Source organism: Cryobacterium sinapicolor (assembly GCF_004403465.1).
Taxonomy (GTDB): Bacteria; Actinomycetota; Actinomycetes; order Actinomycetales; family Microbacteriaceae; genus Cryobacterium; species Cryobacterium sinapicolor.
In genome coordinates this window covers 1-20,626 of sequence record NZ_SOGQ01000017.1, presented here as the reverse complement: position 1 = coordinate 20,626, position 20,626 = coordinate 1, and the positions used below count along the sequence as shown (strand labels likewise).

16 protein-coding genes and 1 riboswitch are annotated in these 20,626 nt (G+C 63.3%); of the genes, 8 read left to right on the top strand and 8 right to left on the bottom strand.

Going from position 1 to position 20,626, the window contains the following annotated elements; genetic code table 11:
- Nucleotides 1-997 (bottom strand): hypothetical protein (locus E3T28_RS03905; RefSeq protein ID WP_198417149.1); only part of this gene is annotated, 997 nt, incomplete at its 3' end.
- A gap of 189 nt (nt 998-1,186) precedes the next feature.
- Between E3T28_RS03905 and E3T28_RS03900 the strand changes: the two genes are divergently transcribed.
- The gene (locus E3T28_RS03900; RefSeq protein ID WP_134428146.1) at nt 1,187-2,563 is read left to right on the top strand and encodes a serine hydrolase domain-containing protein; all 1,377 of its coding nucleotides are present in this window, start codon (nt 1,187-1,189) and stop codon (nt 2,561-2,563) included.
- Between the two features lie 95 nt (nt 2,564-2,658).
- Here the strand turns inward: E3T28_RS03900 and E3T28_RS03895 are convergent, their stop codons facing one another.
- From E3T28_RS03895 to E3T28_RS03880, 4 genes are all read right to left on the bottom strand, one after another.
- Entirely contained in the window at nt 2,659-3,975 is a 1,317-nt protein-coding gene (locus E3T28_RS03895; RefSeq protein WP_241979152.1) for a GmrSD restriction endonuclease domain-containing protein, read from the bottom strand.
- 121 nt (nt 3,976-4,096) lie between these two features.
- Nucleotides 4,097-5,878, bottom strand: coding sequence for a DUF2075 domain-containing protein (locus tag E3T28_RS03890; RefSeq protein ID WP_134428144.1), 1,782 nt, complete (start codon nt 5,876-5,878; stop codon nt 4,097-4,099).
- Nucleotides 5,865-6,185 (bottom strand): nucleotide pyrophosphohydrolase, encoded by a 321-nt coding sequence (locus E3T28_RS03885; protein WP_134393607.1) that lies wholly within the window; start codon nt 6,183-6,185, stop codon nt 5,865-5,867. Before E3T28_RS03885 ends, E3T28_RS03890 begins: the two co-directional genes overlap by 14 nt.
- Nucleotides 6,186-6,366: 181 nt before the next feature.
- Entirely contained in the window at nt 6,367-7,164 is a 798-nt protein-coding gene (locus tag E3T28_RS03880) for a carbonic anhydrase (protein ID WP_134428142.1), read from the bottom strand.
- A 260-nt stretch (nt 7,165-7,424) separates the two neighbouring features.
- Nucleotides 7,425-7,499, top strand: a riboswitch (cyclic di-GMP riboswitch).
- 71 nt (nt 7,500-7,570) lie between these two features.
- Between E3T28_RS03880 and E3T28_RS03875 the strand changes: the two genes are divergently transcribed.
- Together E3T28_RS03875 and E3T28_RS03870 are read left to right on the top strand one after the other, a co-directional pair.
- Nucleotides 7,571-8,371 (top strand): alpha/beta fold hydrolase, encoded by an 801-nt coding sequence (locus E3T28_RS03875; RefSeq protein ID WP_174843993.1) that lies wholly within the window; start codon nt 7,571-7,573, stop codon nt 8,369-8,371.
- Complete coding sequence (locus E3T28_RS03870) at nt 8,368-9,822, top strand: diguanylate cyclase domain-containing protein (protein ID WP_134428138.1); 1,455 nt, start codon at nt 8,368-8,370, stop codon at nt 9,820-9,822. Before E3T28_RS03875 ends, E3T28_RS03870 begins: the two co-directional genes overlap by 4 nt.
- 441 nt (nt 9,823-10,263) lie before the next feature.
- Here E3T28_RS03870 and E3T28_RS03865 read toward each other — a convergent pair whose 3' ends face one another.
- The 3 genes from E3T28_RS03865 to E3T28_RS03855 all read right to left on the bottom strand — a co-directional run bounded on the left by E3T28_RS03865 (nt 10,264) and on the right by E3T28_RS03855 (nt 13,925).
- On the bottom strand, nt 10,264-11,559 hold the full coding sequence (locus E3T28_RS03865; RefSeq protein ID WP_134428136.1) for a hypothetical protein: 1,296 nt from the start codon (nt 11,557-11,559) through the stop codon (nt 10,264-10,266).
- Nucleotides 11,560-11,628: 69 nt separating this feature from the next.
- Nucleotides 11,629-12,150 carry an RNA polymerase sigma factor gene (locus tag E3T28_RS03860; protein WP_134428134.1) on the bottom strand — a complete coding sequence of 174 codons (522 nt, stop codon included), beginning with the start codon at nt 12,148-12,150 and terminating at the stop codon, nt 11,629-11,631.
- Between the two features lie 329 nt (nt 12,151-12,479).
- Nucleotides 12,480-13,925, bottom strand: coding sequence for an MFS transporter (locus E3T28_RS03855; protein WP_198417148.1), 1,446 nt, complete (start codon nt 13,923-13,925; stop codon nt 12,480-12,482).
- 139 nt (nt 13,926-14,064) lie between these two features.
- Between E3T28_RS03855 and E3T28_RS03850 the strand changes: the two genes are divergently transcribed.
- The 5 genes from E3T28_RS03850 to E3T28_RS03825 all read left to right on the top strand — a co-directional run bounded on the left by E3T28_RS03850 (nt 14,065) and on the right by E3T28_RS03825 (nt 20,379).
- Nucleotides 14,065-14,970 (top strand): LysR family transcriptional regulator, encoded by a 906-nt coding sequence (locus E3T28_RS03850; RefSeq protein WP_134428132.1) that lies wholly within the window; start codon nt 14,065-14,067, stop codon nt 14,968-14,970.
- Between the two features lie 249 nt (nt 14,971-15,219).
- On the top strand, nt 15,220-17,916 hold the full coding sequence (locus tag E3T28_RS03845) for a winged helix-turn-helix domain-containing protein (RefSeq protein WP_134428130.1): 2,697 nt from the start codon (nt 15,220-15,222) through the stop codon (nt 17,914-17,916).
- A gap of 126 nt (nt 17,917-18,042) precedes the next feature.
- On the top strand, nt 18,043-18,732 hold the full coding sequence (locus tag E3T28_RS03840) for a hypothetical protein (RefSeq protein ID WP_134428128.1): 690 nt from the start codon (nt 18,043-18,045) through the stop codon (nt 18,730-18,732).
- 247 nt (nt 18,733-18,979) lie between these two features.
- Nucleotides 18,980-19,684 carry a DUF2306 domain-containing protein gene (locus tag E3T28_RS03830; protein WP_134428124.1) on the top strand — a complete coding sequence of 235 codons (705 nt, stop codon included), beginning with the start codon at nt 18,980-18,982 and terminating at the stop codon, nt 19,682-19,684.
- Nucleotides 19,681-20,379: a DUF4389 domain-containing protein gene (locus tag E3T28_RS03825; protein WP_134428122.1), complete on the top strand. Its 699-nt coding sequence runs from the start codon at nt 19,681-19,683 to the stop codon at nt 20,377-20,379. The genes E3T28_RS03830 and E3T28_RS03825 overlap by 4 nt, the downstream gene beginning before the upstream one ends.
- The last annotated feature ends 247 nt before the right edge of the window (nt 20,380-20,626 follow it).

Below are 20,626 nucleotides of genomic sequence, written 5' to 3'. Positions count from 1 at the left end.
TGTCATTCGCCGGAACATCAACCATCCGGGCCACCCCAGACGTCACCGCAAACGGCCCATCATCAACAGCCACCGGCGAAGACGGAACCACCGGGTTCGTGGCGGTGACGGACTTGGTATACGTTCCGAGATCGGAGTTGTAGTGGTATGAGGAGCCCGAATAGTCGTAGATGTTTGCATTGACGAGACCGGTACCTGGAGCTTTTACTAAGGCCGTGACCGTGACCACAATCGAGTTGCCGCCTGCCTTGCCCGTCCCTAAACAGGACCGATAGGACCCACTCGTCGTAACCGGGTCCCATGTGCAGGCGTCAGCGTAGAAACCGGCGGTCGGCGGCCCGCCGGCACCTGTTTCTGGCTGCGTATAGGTGCCAATCACGGACAGGATTTCAAAAATGGTGCCGTCAAGCGAGGGCCCAGCGGACAGTTGCTCGTAACCCTGCGTGGCAGTCTTTCCCGTCAGCGAGTAGCTGACTGTTTGACCGACAACAACATTTGTCGGTCCCGTCACCGAGGTCACTGCGTTGCGGTTTTGAGAGACGAGCTTCTCTACGTAAATCTCGCGTGTCGTCGGGGTGCTCACGGTGGTGACTCCCGCGGCCGCAGCCGAAATCGTGAAGCCGCGTTTGGCGTTGTAGGCCGCCGCATTGCGTGTGATCTCGACCGTCCACCATAGCTTGGTACACGAATTGGCAGCGATAGAGGGAAGATTTTTCGTCGCAGTGCTGTCGAGATTGATGTAGGTATTGGCAGTCGTCCAATTCCATGACACGTCAACACCGGTAACCGCCACGCCGGTTACGTTGCATACCTTGGCACCAACCGAAAACTGGTTGGGCCCTGACGTAACACTGTTGCTGTCCAACCCGACGACGTTCCACTCGGTGGGGGTGATCGTGAGCGAGTTAGTGGCGGCAGAAGCAGGTGAAACGCACACAGCGAGAATAATGGCGCTCAGGGCTGTGATCGCACCAACACGAAATTTGACAGGAATCAAGACAGTGGCCTTTAGCTAGTCGGGTTTCTCGAAGGTGCAAGTTCCTCCGAGCAAGACCAGGCCGCCGCTAGGTGTCGGTGGCGAGATCTTGAAGAGCCTGTCAATAGGGGTCCGGACTGTACATACCCCAGTTAGGGTCTGAGCGGCTGCCGGATAGAGCCAACACATCGCATCCTGCAGAATTGGACCATGACCCCGCTCCCGCGCAGCACCCCCGAAGCCGAGGGAATCTCCTCCACCGCCATTCTCGATTTCGTCGCCGGGGCGGAGCTACTGCTCGAGAGCCTGCACAGCCTGATGGTCGTTCGACACGGCCGCGTCATCGCTGAGGGCTGGTGGTATCCCTTCGCGGCGCAACATCCGCACCTCATGTTCTCGGTGAGCAAGAGCTTCACCTCGACCGCCGTCGGGCTGGCCATCCGTGAGGGACTGCTCACGCTCGACGGCCTCGTCGTCGACCTGCTCCCCGAGGACCTGCCCGCCCAGATCGACCCCCATCTGGCGGTTCTGAACGTGCGCCACCTGCTCACTATGACCACGGGGCATCCGACCGACACCGTGTCGCTCGCCGACGACTCGCCCGGCGACAACTGGGCGCGCACCATCCTGGCCCAGCCCCTCGAGTTCACGCCGGGCACCCACTACGTCTATAACAGTGGCGCGAGCTACCTGCTTTCGGCGATCCTGCAGCGGCTCACCGGAGAGCGCTTGCTCGACTACCTCACCCCTCGACTGTTCGAGCCGCTCGGCATCGTCGGCGCCACCTGGGAGAGCTGCCCGCGCGGAATCGATGCCGGCGGCTGGGGGCTCGCCCTCACGACCGAGCAGCTCGCGACCTTCGGCCAGCTGCTGCTGCAACGCGGCGAGTGGAACGGCACGCAACTCGTTCCGGCGGAGTGGATCGACGAGGCCACCTCGGCGCAGGTGGACACATCGGGCACCGACCACGACGTCGACGGCCGCCAGGGCTACGGCTACCAGTTCTGGTTGAACCAGCCGACCGGCTACCGGGCCGAGGGTGCCTTCGGCCAGTTCTGCCTGGTGCTGCCAGAAACGGATGCCGTGATCCTGCTGACCTCGGCGCTCCCGACCGCGCAGCGCGCCCTCGACCTCGTCTGGGAGCACCTGTTGCCCGCTTTCAGCGACCAGCCACTCCCCGAGACGCAGTCCGGTCTGGGCGGAACGCTGACGTCCCTCGCCATGCCGACCGTCACCGGCGACGTCACGTCACCGACGGCGGCGCGGGCGGCCGGCATCCGCTTCGACTTCGACGATCCGGAGGTGACCGCGGCGACTCTCGAGCCGGGTCTGCTCACGATCATCCGTGGCGGTGTGAGCACGCCGCTGGCCTTCGGGTACGGCGAGTGGTTGGCGTCCGCAGATGCCCGGGTGCTGGCGAGCGGCGCGTGGGTCTCCCCCGGCACTCTGGTCGTGCGGGCGCACGACGTGGGAACGCCCTTCTCGCGCACGTACACGCTCGAGTTTGCGGATGACGCGCTGACCCTGGACATTGAGCAGAACGTCGCGTTCGGGGACCTGCCGCACACTCATGTGGTCAGCCGCTAACACGGACGTGCCCCGCCTCTGGCCTCTTCAGATCGGCTCCAGCCCAAGGCGCGAATTCAGTCACCAGAGCCGTTTCGACAGAAGTCAGTGATTCATCAGGTATCGCAGCCGATGCCGTCACCGTCGCGGTCGAGTTTGGGTGCGTAACCCGGTTCTCCCGCGTACAGCGGTGCCGCTCCCGCAGCGCGCACAGCGTCGCAGTTCGCGTAGGTGACCCCGACAGGTGCAGGTGCAGGTGCAGGAGCAGGAGCCGGAGCGGGTGCAGGAGCCGGAGCCGGTGCCGGTGCCGGCGGGGCAATAACAACCGGAGCTGGTGCCGGCGTGAACGAGGAGGTCAGTGCCATCTCACCACTGCAGGGGCCGAGGATGCTGGTCATAGCGTCGTGCTCAGCCTGAGTGACCCACAGACCATACGTTGCTTTGACGGACACCTGACGTGCGACGTAGCCACAGCGGATTGCTTTGTTCGACGGCAACCAGGTGGCGGTATCGCCATCGCCCTTTTGCGCGTTGGAGCGACCATCGACGGCGAGGAGATTCATGGGATCGTTCGCCAAAGAAACGCGTTGAGCCTGAGTGAGCTGCTGAGCGCCCGTCTGCCACGCATTCGAGAGAGCGACTACATGATCGATCTGGACCAACGCTGACGTGTCCTGACCCCGAACGAAGGCGATTGGCGTGGCGGTGTACGGCGAGACGAGGTAACCGGTCATCACTCGACAGGTCCCCGACTTGGTCGTAGGGCTCAAGTCTCGAGCGAGGATGTCGTTACGGGTGTCGCATCCGTTGCGGTCCACGTCGATCCAGGCGGAGCCGAACATGCCGGTGCGCTCGTAGCCGGTCTTCGCTGCCTTGCCTTTGACGGGGATGGTTGCCAGAAGCGCAAGCGCCGTGGTGTCGGTAGAGCTGGTGTCAGCGGTGACGACTGATGCGACCTCAGTCGGAGCGGAGACGGTCGAGGGGTCAACCGGTGCTTCTTCGGAGAATTCCGTTCCCGGTGATCTGGTCGGGGTAGGGGTTGGGCTTGGGGTCGCACTCGGTATCGCGCTAGCCGTGGGCTGCTCGGCAACAGCAGTATCAACTGCGCCGGGCGCCGCAGCAGCGACCCCACCTGAGATGAAGAGGATCAGGCTGGCAGCCACCGCGATCGCAGTTGTCTTGCGGGCTGATACGGATGCCCACGGTCGGCGACCAGAGATCGCGTACACACCCGTCACGAGGGCAGCCATTCCCAGGATGACGAGAATTGCGGGGAATCCACCGAGGATGGCGTACATCAGAGCGAAGAAAGCGACCAACCCGCCGAGGATCCAGGTACTGAGATTCAGCTTGGCGCCCTTCTTTTCGGCGGTCGATGGGCCGTCGATAAGGGTCTTCGCCGGCTCCGGTTTCTTCTTTCCAAGTTTCATCATCTGATCCCCCATTTCAAAGCGCTCGACGAGAGTGCAGACACGCCTATTTGAAACGTACTGGAGGCAGGGATTGGCCGATCACCCGGCGAACACCCCAGAACGGGGAACCAGCAAGTTCCAGTTAAACAGTGCTCGGAATGAATTTCCGCAGATAGGCGCGAAGCTCCGGATCGCAAACGTACACATAGGTCCCCCGAATGCCGCGCGTCAGTAGAACCGCGTAGATGTTGGTGATAAAGCGCAGGAGATCGTCGTCCGTGTAGATCTTGCCAAGCACAGGATTGTTCTCCTTGCCCTTCTTGTCGAAGTACGAGCCCCGATCGATGACCAGCTTGCTCACCCTGGCGTCGTAGCGAAGGTCCGGGCCGATGATCACGCCGGCGTAATTGAGGTCATACCCCTGCACGGTATGGATCGAGCCCACTTCGTCCACGGACTTCGGTGAGGCAATCCAGTCGGTCTGCGTGCTGTTCCAGCGCAACTGACAGTCGCCGACCTCAATGTCAAACGCGGTCTTGTCGGTCTTGGTCTTCCAGGCCCACGCGTAGCCGGCGAGCAAGCGTGAGAGGCCGACCTCGGCATCCCTGCGACGGATCTCCGCGCGCATCTCCACAAGGCTGTCGAACAGCCGAAAGTCGTAGCCCTCGAAAACCTCGGGACCCACGGCTTGCGGCCTGCTGATCGCGGTCGTCGCGTCGAGGATGCGCCTGACGTAGCCGACATAGTCCGAACCCGCCTGAACTCGCATTTGTGACATCAGCGGATAGTGACGTTTCGTGAGGCGCGCGTCGAGAACGAGGCTGTTCAGCAGTTCTGCCGGCACGTCGGCCGGGCGCACGCTCTGCGCCGCGTCCAGCAGGAAGATCTGATGTCTGCTCTTCGCCGTGATCCAATCCAGCTGAGTCTTGGTCTTGTCGTCGCTCCCGAAGAGCTCCTGGGTGATGAGGCTGAAGTTCCTGTTTTGGACACCAGAGGGTTGATTGGCTCGTTGATTCAGCCGATGGGATTCGTCAACAATGAGCAGGTCGAAGTCTTCATCGGCGAAACCAACCTCGAACGCGGTCATGACCATGTCCGGCCGCAGCCCGGGCGTCTTGCGAAACACCTTCTTGATCGACTCGCGGAGGGACTGCTGCGGCACCACCAGGCCGATCCGAATGTCGGTGAGCAATTCCCGATAGCCCGGCACGAGGAACTCGGAGAACAGCGAATCGCTGTCCACCTCGTCGCCGGGCGCCGAAGCAGCAATGTCGACGAGCAGCTTGAGCAGGTAGATGGCGACCACGGTCTTACCGGTGCCCGGGTCACCCTGCACGACGATCGTGCTGTCGGTGCCGGCCTCCAGATCTTCGAAGAGCCCCTCGAGAATGCCGTCTACGGCGACGGCCTGGTCCTGTGACAACGCCTTGAATGGTGACAGCTTGAAGAGGTCGCTGTTTTCGATCTCCGGAATGCTCCGGGTGAAGACTCCGTCTCGCCGGAGTTCGTCGAACACCTCCCGGAAGGTCTCGCGGTACCGACCGCGGTCGTAGTAGTCCGCCTCGGTGATTCCGTCGTTGCGGTTCAGCACGCGGTAGAAACCGTCGCCTGCGAGCATCCGAATCAGGTAAGACTCCAAGTCGAGGCAGACCGATTTGTTGAACGTGGCGTCAACGATGACCCGGACCGTGCTCAGGTGCTGCTTCTCGGACGACTCGAAGTGTTGGCGCATGCGGCCCGCCGCATTACGAGACTCACCCACGTAGACGTCGTTCAGCCCACCCCGGACCGCGGGCTTGCCGCCGGCTTTGGCATCATCCAGAACGTACACGACCGGCCAGTTCGTGTTGCGGTGGTCGCGCGGCGCCCAGGCCCGGATCGCTTCTTTCGTGAAGGCGAGCAGCTCGATCTCAAAGTGCGTCATATTTGACGCTGCGCCCCCGGGCTTTGTCGACTGGATACTTCTCGCGGGTTTTCGCCAGTTTGTCGAGAACGATCTGGTTCGGATCGACTCCGAGGCGGTCGGCCAGCAGGATGCAATAGGTGAGCACGTCCGCAAGCTCATCGTGGACCCGGGCGGCGTCGGCATCCGCGTTCCACTGATAGCACTCGAGTAGTTCACCGGCTTCGATGGCGATGCTCTTCGCCAGGTTCTCGGGGCTGTGGAACTGCGCCCAATCACGCTCGGCGACGAAGGCTGCGATTTCGTCGCGGACTGAAATTTCGTCCATGACGCAAACCTAGCAGTGTGCGTTCCTCCCGATTTTGTCGTCGGCCGCCAAGCCTGTCGGCGCGCAGCCATGCCGCTGGCAAACTGTATCTTGCCCACAAACGCATCTTGTGAGTTCGGGGCCCCGGCACATTGGGACGGGTCCGGAAACCCCGGCGCGCCGGCCCGGCGCGACCCGACCGCTACCCCTCGACCCCGAGCTCCGCGGATCCGCCAACCACATCCCGGCCCCCCAGCGGCTGCGTCGGCCGGGCGTTATGACTATGTGCGCCCTCGAGAATGCCGATCTGCTCCGCCGACATCGAGATCGGCGTGCTCATCACGACCCACTGCACGTCCTCGGTGCACGGCGGTGTGGTCAGGCTGCCCGAGTACTCGTAGTTCTCCAGTGACCGCGGCAGCACGGCCGCGATATCCATTGTCACGTCCTCGTCGTCAGCCAGATGCGTGGCCGCGTCGATGAACGGCGCCAGGGCATCGGATTCCGGCCCCTCGGTCACGAGGATGCCCAGCACCAGCAGTTTGCCTGCCGAATCCGCATGCACCAGGTGCAGCTCGGCCGCCGCCGGCTGGCCGTTCACGGTGTGCTCCGACGGCACGTGAGCGTGCAGCTGCTGCAGGCTGTACTCGACCCCGGCAAAAGTCAGCGTCTCGCCCTCGCCGTCGGCCTCGAATTCCACCGCGTGCCCGGTGTCGAACACATCGGCCTCCGCGTCTTCCGCGCTCAGCTGGATGACCGAGCTCGGTGCGGGCACAGTCGTGGGCAGGTCGATCGGGGACTGGGCGGTGCCCACGCCGCAGGCCACGAAGCCGGGGTCCAGCTCCGCCCACGATGCCGGGCCGCTCGCGCCGTCGTACGACCAGTGCACCGGCTCCGCCGCCGGTGGCACGCTCGCCTCCGTCGCGGGCTGGGCGCAGCCGACAAGGGTGATGGCGGCCACCGTGAGAGCTGCGGTGATGAGCCAGGGTCGTGCGGACATGGGTACTCCTAGAAAACGGCAGAGATAAACGCCACACCGAACATGTGGCGTGACAACCCGTGTGACAGAGCCGCCTTCCCGAATTATCCTCTTGCTACACCCGGCCTGCGGTCATCGCCGATCTCCCGCAGCGCGAGCGAACGTGGCATGAAATCCCCGCACCTGAGCAGCGCCCGGAATCGACACATCTGGTGTCGAACCCCTTGGCGGTCAGTGTGATTGGGTCCCCTGATAGAGTCAGGCGGAGTATGGGCGTTTGCTCATCATGCAGGCAAACTCGGCGCGAGCCGGGGACGCAAAGCCACGGGACACACGCTGTCAGCCGGGCTACCGAACAGCGAAGGCCGCACGCATGCTTATCGAAGCTGGGCCACCCTCCACCGAGCCGACGACTGCTGCCAGTGACGTGCTCTCGGCGGTCTCGCGGCGCAACAATGTGACGGTGAGTGGCAACCCGGACGGCCGTGCAATCGTGTTCGCACACGGCTTCGGGTGCAATCAAAGCGCATGGCGATTTGTGACGCCGGCCTTCCTCGCGGACTACAAGGTCATTGTGTTCGACCACGTTGGAGCAGGAAGTTCCGATGCGTCTGCCTACAGCTTTTGGAAGTATGACTCGTTGCTCGGGTACGCGGACGACCTGCTCGAGATCCTTGATGAGCTGGACGTGACCGACGTGGTGTACGTCGGCCACTCTGTTAGCGGAATGATCGGCGTGCTCGCCGCGAACCGTGACCCGTCCCGCTTCGGCGCTCTCGTACTGGTCACCCCGTCCCCTCGATACATCAATGCGCCGGGCTATGAGGGCGGATTCGAGATCGAGGACATCAACTCAATGTTGGATGATCTCGATTCGAACTATTTCGGCTGGTCGTCGACCATGGCACCACTGATGATGGGCAACTCGGACCGACCGGAGTTGGGAAATGAGCTGACGGAGAACTTCTGCAGCACCGACCCGACGATCGCCCGCCATTTCGCTCGTGTCACGTTCCTTTCCGACAATCGGGAGGACCTCTCCCTGGTCTCAACGCCGACTCTGATCCTTGAATGCTCCGCCGACATCGTCGCCCCCGCCGGCGTGGCGCGCTACGTTCACCAGCAGATAGCAGGGAGCTCTTTGGTCACTCTCGCTGCCAGCGGCCACATCCCTAATCTGTCGGCACCTGACGCTCTAGCGGATGCCATCCTTGCCTACCTGAAATGAGTGACGGCGGCGAACGTGCGGTCGAGAGCTTATTCGAGGACCTCTATGAGTACGCGCCGTGCGGGCACCTCTCCACAACGATCGACGGCATCATCATCCGAGTCAACAAGACTCTGCTGAAGTGGACGGGGTATCAGCACGCGGAGCTCGTCGGTCATGCGTTCGTCTCGTTCCTCCGACCTGGCAGCCAGTTGATGTTCGAGACACGATATCTCTCGGTGCTTCACCTTCGAGGTGAAGTGAAAGAGGTGGCGGTGTCGTTCCGGCACGCGAACGGCACCGCGCTGCCGATGATGATCAACAGCACCGTGACCACCGCTGGAAATGGAGAACCCGCCACCATCCGGACGGCCGTCTTCGATGCTAGTGAGCGTCAGATGTACGAGCGCGAGCTCCTCGCAGCCCAACGCAAGGCGGAGGCTTCGGAAACTCGGATAAGGGTTCTGCAGAACGCATCGAGAGTGTTGTCCGAAGCCACTACCGACAGCGCGCTGTCAAATCAGTTGACAAAAATCACCCGTGAAGCGTTCGCTGCGTCTAACGTCTCGATGTACCTCCTGAACGCTGAGGGGAAGTTGGACTTGACAGCGGGGAATCCCGCTCTGGGACTGCTCGATCTGTCCGGCGACGGGCCGGCCGGGGAACTGGCCCGCATGGAGGGCACGAGGATTCTTTCGCGCGCTGATCTTGTGGCCGAGTCATCAGGGCTCGCCGAAGTGATGCGAAGCGCCCAGGTGGAGACACTCGTGTCTGTACCGTTGTCGGATGAAGCATCGCCGCTCGGTGTCCTGATCAGTACCTTCACACGGTCACGAAGCTTCGAAGCAGACGACATCGGGCTATACGAAGCGCTCGCACGTCAGTCCGCCCAGGTGCTCACGCGCATCCATCTCCACCAACAACTGGAACAACTAACGCTCATCGACCAGCTCACGGGCCTTGCCTCCCGTCGCCTCATTCACAAACGCCTCAGCGACGCGGTGACCCTCTCGCGACTCAACCGCCGTTCGATCGCACTTCTCCTGATCGATCTCGACGGTTTCAAACTCATCAACGATGAACTGGGACATGCCACCGGCGACAGCGTGCTAAGCGAGATTGGATCCAGGCTGTCATCGGTCGTGCGTCATGGTGACCTCGTAGGGCGACTCGGGGGGGACGAATTCGTGGTCCTCTGCGAGGATGTAAAACCCGAGGAGGTTGACCGTGTCGTCCAACGGCTGCATGCCGTCCTCCGCGAGCCGCTCACCGGGCGCGCGAGCCAAAAACGGGTCACCGGGAGTATCGGCACCATCCTGTATCTCGGCGGAGTCCCCGACCACATTCCTCCCGACCTGTTACTCGAGCAAGCCGATGAGGCGATGTACCGGTCCAAGCGCGCGGGGAAGAATCAGGACACCACCGTGATTGTCGGAGACACCTCGCCCGCTGAGGGCCTCCCGATACTCTGATTCGTGACATGGTGCTCTCATCCGAGATCGTTTTGCCTCGTCCGTGGGCCGCGAGCCTGCTGTCATAGCCGTCGGGCTGGTCGCTCACGATCACGATGGCCAGGGACACCGTCCCGGATGGACGCATCGATCCCGCAGTGCTGGACGCCCAGCATCTGGCCGAGTCATACGATCACCAGCACCGCTGCGACGGGATCATGCCCTGCACGGCAGCTGGGAGACACGCGCGTCGGCGCCACCACGGCAAAAACGAGGATAAGCACCACTGTGGAGACCGCAACGGTTATAGGACCCTAGGAGACAGGGAGGCGCAAGCTCGTCAGTCGCAGCCCCCTGCGCCGTGGTCTTCGCCGGATAGCGATGCTTCGTTTCAGCGAGAAATTCGGAATCCCCGTACCGCTGCAGATTGGTCCAGATGCCGCCCGGCGCTCAAAGGGTGGTCTAGAAAGCCCGGAAGTCGAGCATCGATTCCTCGACGGCGAGAACCGACCAGGTGCCGCCCTCGGCATCCGTGAACGCGTAGGCGGGGACTACCAGGACGCTCCCGTCCGGCTGCCACTGGCTGGTGAGACCGAGCTGTGCGCTAACGATCTCGACCTTGTTCACCGGCCATGAGACCGAGGTGCCGGCGACTGGTGTTGCGGGCGGTTCCGTCGGTGCCACCCACTCTTCGGTCGTCGACGCCTGATCGCGGAGGGCGATCGGCAGAGTCGTCGGTGCTCCGCTGAACCGCGGGTCTGAGAGTCGTTCGAAGCCCTCTTGCTCGCTGACCACCGGGTACATCCCCAGAGCGACGACGTCGGAGAGGGCCCCGGTAGCGTTGACGACACCACCTTCTGCCATCTCCAATACCCACCCCTGGTCGAGTTGCTGCCCGTCGATGACCGGTTTTGCCTCGGCGGTTCGTGTGGGAGATCCTTCCCACACCTGAGAGGTGAATTCGAACGCGGCGGGGTCCCGACCCGCGGCGGCGAGGAGCGCGCGAAGTGCTCCAATTGCAGCGTCTTCGCTCGGCGGCTGGCCGGTCGGCTCGCAGACTTGGTCGCCCTCGCACTGCCACGGGTTCATCTCCGGGTTCTGGAAGTAGAAGGACAGCATGCCGTCGAGACTCACTGACAGGCTCGGGGCGCTGCCGTCCTGCGGGCCGGCGACCCAGCTGCCGTCGCGCAGTTCGACTGATGGCCCGATGCCGAGCGCCGCGGCCAGCGCCGTGACCTTGTCTGTGCTGGATGCGGAACGGGGGTCGTAGGCGTAGGCCTGAGCTGTGCCCGCCTGTGTGCCAAGGCTGGTGGCGCTGAAGGCGTTCCGGCCGGATCCGTAGGGGTAAATCAAGGGAGACATCTTCTGGTCGATAGCGGCGCCAGAGCCCACGGCTGGCTCTATTCCGCCTGGCGCGACGCTTTCGGGGCCCCCGTTGGACTGCAGAGTGATGGGCGGTGCAGCGCCGTCGGCGAGGCTCATCGGCCCGCCTGTGGTCGCTCCGATCCCGTATCCCGCGCCACCCACGATCGCAATCGACGCCGCGACTGCGACGAACGGGAGCCAGCGGGGCCTGCGGCTTGCTCGTGCCTGGGCCAGGTCGGCCACGGGTGCCGAGTCGCCCATCGGTTCAGCCTCAAGGCCGGTGATCCGCGCGACGACCTCGTCGGCGAACCCGGTACGCGCCTCGACATCCCCTGCTGGGTCGGCGGCACGCAGCCGGGCAACCGGGTCTGGTTGTTTGTCGTCGTCGTTCATATCGATCAGCCTCCGGATTTTTCGGTTCACCTGTTATATGTGCGGGGCGTGCCGAATCTTGCAGAAGCCCTAGAACGACATCCGCTCGCCCCAGGCTTCTCGCAATCGCTTGCGCGCGCGCGACAGCGCGGCGTCCGCCCCGGATCGGGAGATGCCGAGCACGCCGGCGAGCTCGGCCCCGTCGAGACCCTCCCACGCGTGCAGGAGAAGGATCTGCCGGTCTCGCTCCCCCACGCTTTCAAGCGCACCGCGGAGTTCCGCATCGAATAGGAGGTTCAGTTCCGGATCGCCGTCGATTCGAACCGCACCCGACTCGGGCACCGCGTCGACGGGGAGATCGATGTGCTTCCTGCGCGAATTCGCGAGGGTGAATCCCGCCGTGCGATACAGCCACGGCAGCACCGCCTCCCGTGGCAGGTCGTCGCGGCGCCGCCAAGCTGTCGCGAAGACCTCAGCGGCCAGGTCCTCGGCATCCTGACGCGGTCCGCGTCGGGCGAAGTAGCGCACGAGCGCAGTCGAGTGCTCCCGGACGATCACGGTGAACCAGTCGACATCGGCGGCCGTCTCGGCCGGGCCCGCGCTCTCAGGCATCGCCTCTCCCTCACTTACGTCGGCGCTGGCTGGGGTGTTGGCGATGCTCACATAATGAATATGTCGCTTCCGCCGTAAGTCTTGCACGCAGCACCCCCGAATTTGCGGAGATCGTGTCGCCGTCCTGCTGACAGACTTCACCCTCCGCACAATCACTGCCTGCATCAGCGACAACATCAAGGTCCACGGGGAACCTGTTATCTATACGATTCGCCAACGCGACAGCGAATCGCACAACCCCGGCATCTACCCGGCCGGCCGGCGTAGTGCGGGCAGACAAGGACAAAAACCCCGCGTCACACGCGACCGGCGGGGCTGACCGCGGACCTCTATTCGTCCCGGTCCGCAGACAAACGATTCCTGCTCCCGATAGCGACGCCAAGCGCAACCGTGATGAGCGTCGCTGCGACCGCAAACGCCCAACGTGTACCAGTGGCGACATCCTCTGAAGCCGCAGTGGTGATATCCGTTGCCCCTGATGCGAAGGCGAAAACCGCGCCCATCACAGATGCACCGGTGAGAAGGCCGAGATTGCGCGACAGGTTGAGCATGCCGGAAATCACACCGCGCTGGTCAGCGCGGATGCCGGTCATGACGGTGGTGTTGTTGGCCGTCTGAAACAGCGCATAGCTGGCAGTGATGACAACGAGAGAGGTGACGTACCCCGCGATTCCGAACGATACCGGTACCAAAGACATCGAAATCGACCCAACCACCATGCCGATCAACCCGACAAAGACCACACGCTGGGCGCCCAGACGATCTACCATCCGCCCGGCCGGGACGCCGGTTAATGCGGCGACGACGGGACCGGCCGACATCACGAGTCCGATCAGTGCAGTCTGGATCCCGAGCGCACGAGAGAGATGGAATGGACCCACCACAAGTGTTGTCATCATCACGGTCGAGACCAACGCGCTCATCGCAAGGCCGGCGCTGAGTACGGGTTCACGGAAGTTCGCCAGGCGCACCAACGGTGACGTCACTCGCCTCTCGACGAGCACAAACAGGCCCAACCCCACCACGGCAGCCAGCATCAAAACCAGACTCAATGTTCCGAAAACACCGTGCTCGAGGGTCACGGCGAGCAAATATGCCCCGAGCGTGAGGGCGAGCAGCAACATCCCCACATAATCGAAGCCGAGCCGCCCAACCTTTTGTGTTGGGCCGTCAGCCGGCAGGTACCGTCGCGCAAGAACGAAGGTCAGGAGGCCCAGCGGCGCAGTGACGAAGAAGATTGCTCTCCAGCCGAAGCCGGCGATCAAGACGCCGCCGAGCGACGGCCCGAGGGCGGTGCCGACCGCCGACATTGTCCCCAATAACCCCATGGCCCTCCCGATCCGGGACGGTGGGACCGTCTCAGCTACGAACGCCATACTGAGCGCCATCATGCTGGCTGCGCCGAGACCCTGAGCTGCGCGGGCAGCAATGAGGAGCCACAGGGTCGGCGCCACTCCGGAGAGGAACGTGGCCGCTGTGAAGACAGCGATCCCTGCCAGTAAAAGGCGTCGACGTCCTGCTATGTCTCCGAGGCGTCCGACGCCGACGATCAGGATGGATATGGCAAGAAGGTAGGCCAGGACAATCCATTGGACTTGCTGGAAGGATGCAGAGAACCCCTCCGCCAGGCTCGGCAGGGCTACATTGACGATGCTTGTGCTCAGCGCGGGTAGCAACATGGAGAGCGAGAGGGTGAGAATCGCCCACCGAAACGCCGGCGCTACGCTCGGTTTTCCGGGCAGTGGCTTGTCTTGATTGACGCTCGTGGTTGTCACTGTGAACTCTGCTTCCCTGCACACTCTGGATGGACTCCATCAGAGTAGGGCCGCCCGTGAGTATGGCGGAAGACGCAAAATAAGCAATTGACTAATGTGTCTGACGCCATAGTTGGCCCTTCCATGGGAGACTTGTCCTATGGCAAGACCAGACTTGAATCTCTTGGTTACCCTGGACGTGCTGCTTCAGGAGGGTAATGTGACCCGGGCGGCCGAACGGCTTAGACTCAGCCCCTCAGCGATGAGCAGAGCGCTTGCCCGATTGCGCAGGACAACAGGCGATCCCTTGTTGGTCAGGGCCGGGCGTGGGCTGGTGCGCACGCCCCACGCGCTGGAGTTGGGCGAGCGTGTAGGGGAGCTTGTGCGTGAGGCTGAGGCCTTATTGGGCCCACCTGAAACGGTCGACCTCGGTGCGCTGTCCGGAACTTTCACCCTGCGGACCAGTGATGGTTTCGTCGAGAGCTTTGGCCCCGACCTTATGCGCCGTGTCATCGACAAGGCTCCGGGCGTACGGCTGCGCTTCATGCAGAAGGTTGACAAGGAGACCGCTTCCCTGCGAGACGGTACCGTCGACCTTGAAATCGGAGTGGCAGACCAGATCATGAGGGATGAGCTTCATGCTGAGTCATTGTTCAAGGACCGCTTTGTGGGCGTCGTCCGCACGGGGCATCCTCTGATGCAAAGCAAAATCACTCCCAAACAATATGCGTCCGGTGGCCACATCCGCGTCTCACGGCGAGGTCGCGAAAGGGGGGCTGTCGATGAAGCACTCAAGCCGTACGGACTGGAACGAGAGATCACCGTCGTCGTCGGCGGCTTTGCAGCGGCACTGGCCCTGGCCCGTGGGTCAGATCTGATCGCAACGGTTCCCGAGCGGCACACCAGGAACCTGCGCGCCGACCTGTCCATGTTCCTACTCCCGATCCCCACACCAGAAATCACGGTTTCGATGCTCTGGCACCCGAGGCTGCACGTAGACCCAGCACATCGATGGCTCCGGGCCTGCATGCGAAGCGCGTGCGCGGAGATCGACGGCCCCGGCTAAGCCCACAATGCCGCTGACCGCTGCCGACGCGCCAAACTCCGGGTAGGCACGTCTCCCCGTTCGAGCCGGATTGTAGGTAGGACCCGCCGACCACGAACGTTGCGCCCGTCGTGGAGCCTGATGACAACGCTGTTCTCAGCTGAGCCCCTCGCCTCTGGGATAGTCGCGCCCGCCTGCTGATGACTGGCCGCGGTGGCCATCTGGTGATGGGTGCTGGTCGCCCGCTCCGTGCCTCCTTAGGATGAAACAATGACGATGGTGGTTCTGGCGACAAAGCTCTTCGTCCCGCCGCCGCGCTCCCAAAGCATCGTCCGTCCACGTCTCGTCGACCAGCTGACTGCTGGAATCCGAGCGGGACGACGATTGAGCCTCGTCTCCGCACCGGCCGGGTTTGGCAAGACCACACTGTTTGTCGAGTGGGTTGCGCAGACCCGTCAGCTTGATCCGACCGTCCGAATTGCCTGGGTGTCCCTGGAGCAAAGCGATAACGACCCCGCCCGATTCCTCATCTACCTGGCTGCGGCTCTCGACCGGGCCTACCCCGATGGCGGCCCGGCGGATCACGACCCGCGCCTGTCCACTGAAGTGACCCTCACGTCACTCATCAATAGGATGTCGCGGAACACACAGCCGACGATCCTGTTTCTGGATGACTTCCAACTCATCGAGGACCCATCCGTCCGGGATGCCGTAGCGTTCCTCCTCGACCATCTGCCTCCCACGATGCACCTTGCCATAGCGAGCCGCTCCGACCCACTTCTTCCCCTGGCGCGCCTGCGAGCGAGCGGTGACCTGACGGAATTGCGCGCAGCCGACCTGCGCTTCACGCCCGATGAAGCGGCCGCGTTCCTCAAGCACTCGACAGGCTTGGCGCTCACACGAGAGGACGTCGCAGCCCTCGAGACCCGCACCGAAGGCTGGATCGCGGGCCTTCAACTTGCCGCGCTTTCCATGCGCGAGACCGCAGACATCCCCGCCTTCATAGACGCCTTCACCGGCAGCAACCGGTTCGTCATCGACTACCTCATCGAAGAGGTACTCCACCAGGCACCACTGCACATCCGAGAATTCCTCTGCCAGACCGCAATTCTTGACCGACTCAGTGGCCCACTCTGCGACGCCGTGACCGGGCGCACGGACAGCGCCCTTATGCTGCAGTCGCTGGAGCGGGCAAATCTATTCATCGTTCCCCTGGATGACACGCGGCGGTGGTACCGATACCACCACCTCTTTGCGGACGTCCTCCGATCCAGGCTGCTCATGCACGGCACCGAGCATGTGGCGGCACTCCATCGCCTCGCTAGCGAGTGGTTCGAGAAGAATGACTTTCCCGACGACGCGGTCAAGCACGCGTTCGAGGCCGCAGACTTCCCGCGGGCCGCGCGTGTGATCGAAGCCACCATTCCCGCCGTCCGTAGAAGCAGACAGGATGCGACTCTCCTCGGCTGGCTTGCGACGCTGCCGGATGATGCAAAGAAACGCAGACCAGTGCTTCGGGTTTTCTCCGCGTGGTCCTCACTCCTTTCCGGTGACAATTCCTCCGCGGATCGCCAGCTGACCGAGGCCGAACACCTCCTCGGTGCCGGCAGCGAAGACGGGGCGCCCGCGCACGATTCCGAGCCGGGCGAGGAGCTCCAGACCCTGCCCGTCACGATCGAGCTGTACCGTGCGTCCCTCGCTCTGGCCACGGGAGACCTGCCAGGGGTCAGGCTCCATGCCCAGCGCGCGTTCGACACCGCAAGACCTGATGATCATCTGGGGCTAGGCGCCGCGGCAGGCCTGCTGGGCCTCGCATCCTGGGCCGGCGGGGACCTCGAGTCGGGCGTGACCACGTTCCGGGGCTCCGCGAACAACCTCCGTTTGGCGGGCAATGTGACCGACGCGTTGAGCACGACCATGGTGGTCGCCGACATGCTGAGGCCACTCGGGAGGCTTCGGGAAGCCGAGAAAAACTATGCGGATGCGCTTCAGCAGTCCATCGCGCATGGCAACGACGGCCAGCCAACGGCCGACCTTCACGCGGGCATCAGCGACCTGCTACGGGATCGCAATGAACTCACACTCGCCAAGAAGCATCTCGAGGCAAGCCACAAGCTCGGCGAGCGCGCCCTCTCGCACGAGCATCGATACCGGTGGTTCGTGGCGATGGCGAGAGTGCACGAAGCCGAGGGCGAGCCGGATCTCGCGCTCGCGTCACTTGATCAGGCAGGTCAGCACTACCGCAGTGGATTCTTGCCCGAGGTCCGCCCGATTGCGGGCATGAAGGCGCGCATGTGGATCGCACTGGGGCGCCTTCCCGAGGCACGGGCGTGGGTGGAGGAGCTGAGGCTCACGCCCGCCGACACCGCGGACTACGCCCAAGAATTCGGACACATAACCCTCACCCGGCTGCTCATCGCGGAGCACCGCGCTGACCCCCTGGGCGAATCCCTCAACGACGCGAAGGCGCTGCTCGATCGACTGCTCCGCGCAGCCGAGGCGGGCGGGCGGATGGGGAGCGCCAGCGAAATCCTGGTGCTGCAGGCAATCGCATTCGGGGCGCAGGGTGAGGCAACCCGCGCGCTCGTCCCGCTGGCTCGCGCCCTCGCGTGGGCCGAGCCGGAGGGCCATGTCCGTCTTTTCGTCGACGAGGGCGCACCGATGCTAGCGCTCCTCCGCACAGCCGCCGGTGCGGGCATCCGCCCGGACTTCGTGCGTCAACTCAGCCAGGCCCTGCGCGACACCGCGGGCGCCTACGCTCCGGGTGCGCCGATCGAGACGCTGAGCGAGCGCGAACTGCACGTGCTCCGACTCCTGGCCACGGAACTGTCCGGCCCGGAGATCGCCCGCGAGCTCTACGTCTCGCTCAACACCATGCGGACCCACACCAGACACATCTTCCTCAAACTCGGCGTGAGCAGTCGCCCGGCCGCCGTCCGCCGCGCCGAATCGTGGGGCCTGATCTAGGTACCCCGTTCCACAACAATCACCATGCGATCCACGGATGTGGTGATGTCGCGTCACCACATCGCTCCGTAGTTTTCGGATGTGCCCGGAAAACCGTCCGGGCAACCGAAACACAGGGAGCGCACCTTGAGCATCTCGACATCCACCCTTACCCGCGGGGCCGCGGTCGCCGCCGCCCTCGCGGGATTGGCCTACATCGTCATCCAGTTCATCCACCCTGCCGACGCCGTCGCCTCACTGTCGACGCAGCGGTGGGTGGTCGTGCATATCCTGAGCTTCTCCGAAGCGGTGCTGGCTCTCGTCGGAATTACCGGCATCTATCTCAGGCAGGTGCGGCAATTCGGGATCCTGGGGCTCATTGGGTATCTGATGTTTGGCTTCTTCTTCATCCTGCAGTCCGCCTTCAACTTCGCTGAAGCGTTCATCGCCCCCCTCTTCGTATCCGACGCCCCCCAGATTTCCATGGACTTCGTCGGCCTGTTCGGACGGTACGCGGCCGTGACCGACCTCGGGCCGCTCGCTGCTCTTCCGCAGGTCGGCGCACTCCTGTACATCGGTGGCGCGCTGCTCTTCGGAATCGCCGTCATCCGGGCCCGGTTGCTATCGCGCGGAGCGGGCATCCTACTGATCGCCGCCGCTGCCGCGACCCCCATCGCCGGTGCGCTGCTGCCCCACGCGCTCGAACGCATGGCCGCCGTTCCCATGGGCCTCGCCCTGGTTTGGCTCGGCTTCTCCCTTTTCTCCGACCAGCGCCTGAACACTGCGGCGCGACGGGTGAACGCCAACGAGGCCCACCTCGACAGCGCGGTGAAATGAGCCGGTACGAAATCCGCCTTGGAGGGCAGCTTGACTCGAGGTGGAGCGAATGGTTCGAGGGCCTCACTCTCATAACCGATTCAGATGGATGCACCACCCTCACCGGGCCCGTCATCGATCAAGCCGCCCTGCACGGATTGATTCGGCGCGTGAATGACCTGGGAGTGCCCCTCATCTCGGTCAGCATCCTGCACGACGACGCGCCCGCCAGCGACGCCACCCATCTATCCAGGGAGGAGAACAGAACATGACCGCTGACATCGCCACAACCCGGGCGTCAAAATCATGGCTCACACTCGCTGGACTCATTCTTCTCAGCCTCATCCCCATGCTTGCCGGTGCCGTCCGGCTCGGCGAGCTGACCGGCGGAGCCGCGCCGACTGTGCACAACGAACGATTCCTTGACTCCCCCATTCCCGTCCTGATCCACATCATTAGCGTCACCGTCTTCAGCCTGCTCGGGGCTTTTCAGTTCGTTCCGGCACGACGACGCCGCACCAACCGATGGCACCGGGCGGCGGGCCGCGTCCTCATCCCGACCGGACTGCTGACAGCACTATCCGGCATCTGGATGGCGGCCTTCTACCCGCACCCCCTCGGAGATGGCGACGTGCTGGAAGCTCTCCGCCTGCTCTTCGGGTTCGCGATGGTCGCGAGCATCCTGCTCGGCATTCGAGGCATTGTACGGCGCAAATTTAGTGCGCACGGCGACTGGATGACACGGGCGTACGCGATCGGCATGGGCGCCGGAACTCAGGCGATCGTACTCATCCCCGGCTCGATCATCTTCGGATCAACCCACGAGCTCTCGAGGACCGTCCTCATGGGAGCGGCCTGGGTCATCAACCTCGCTGTTGCCGAGGCGGTCATCCGGAGCAGGGCGCGGCGACTGCTAGACCGCTCGGCAGGGACGCATAAACACTCAACCAACCTGACAGGAATCACAGCATGACGACCCAAATTACATCACCAGTGCAGCTGCACGGCCGGTTCGATGCGAGCCCATCACGATGGTTGTGGCTGGTGAAGATGGTGCTTGCCATCCCTCACTTCGTGATTCTGGCCGCGCTGAACGGTGCGTTCCTACTCGTAACCCTGGCGTCAGGCATCGTCATCGCGTTCACCGGACGCTACCCACGGTCGCTCTTCGACTTCACGGTCGGGGTGCTGCGGTGGAACTGGCGGGTCGGGTTTTACGTCTACGCCGCCCTCGGAACCGACAGCTACCCGCCGTTCACCCTGCGCGACACGGAATACCCTGCCCGCTTCGACGTCGCCTACCCGACACGCCTCTCTCGAGGGCTCGTCGTGGTCAAGTGGATGCTTGCCCTCCCCCACGTTGCGATCGTGATCCTCGTGATGGCCAACATCCTCACCTTTGTGCCCTCCTCAACGGGTTCAAGCGGCGGTGCTTTCTCAATCGTCAACGTGCTCGCGGTAATCGCCGGAGCATTTCTCCTCATGACCGGTCGGTACCCGCAACCCCTGTTCGACCTGCTCATCGGCATCAACCGTTGGATCTACCGGGTCGTCGCCTACGTCGCGTTCATGTCCGACGTGTACCCGCCGTTCCGGCTCGACACGGGTGCGAACGAACCGCGTACGGCCACAGCCGAGCGTGAAGCCGGAGCCATATTGCCCAGCTGAGGGGAGAAAGCGTTGCCGCCCCAGTACCAAAAAGCCACGAAAGTCCCGTGGATGTCCCCATCACTAGAACGGACGACTCACCATGACACCAGGAATCGCTATTGCCTTTGTCTTAACGCTCACAGCCCTCGCCACCTTCTGTCAACGTCGGGTAAAAACTGACCCTCTATCGTCGATTGAATTTTGACCCCTCGGGTTGGTCTTTTTGGTTTAGTTCGCGCCTGGTTGGGGTTGCTGCTCGAGCAGT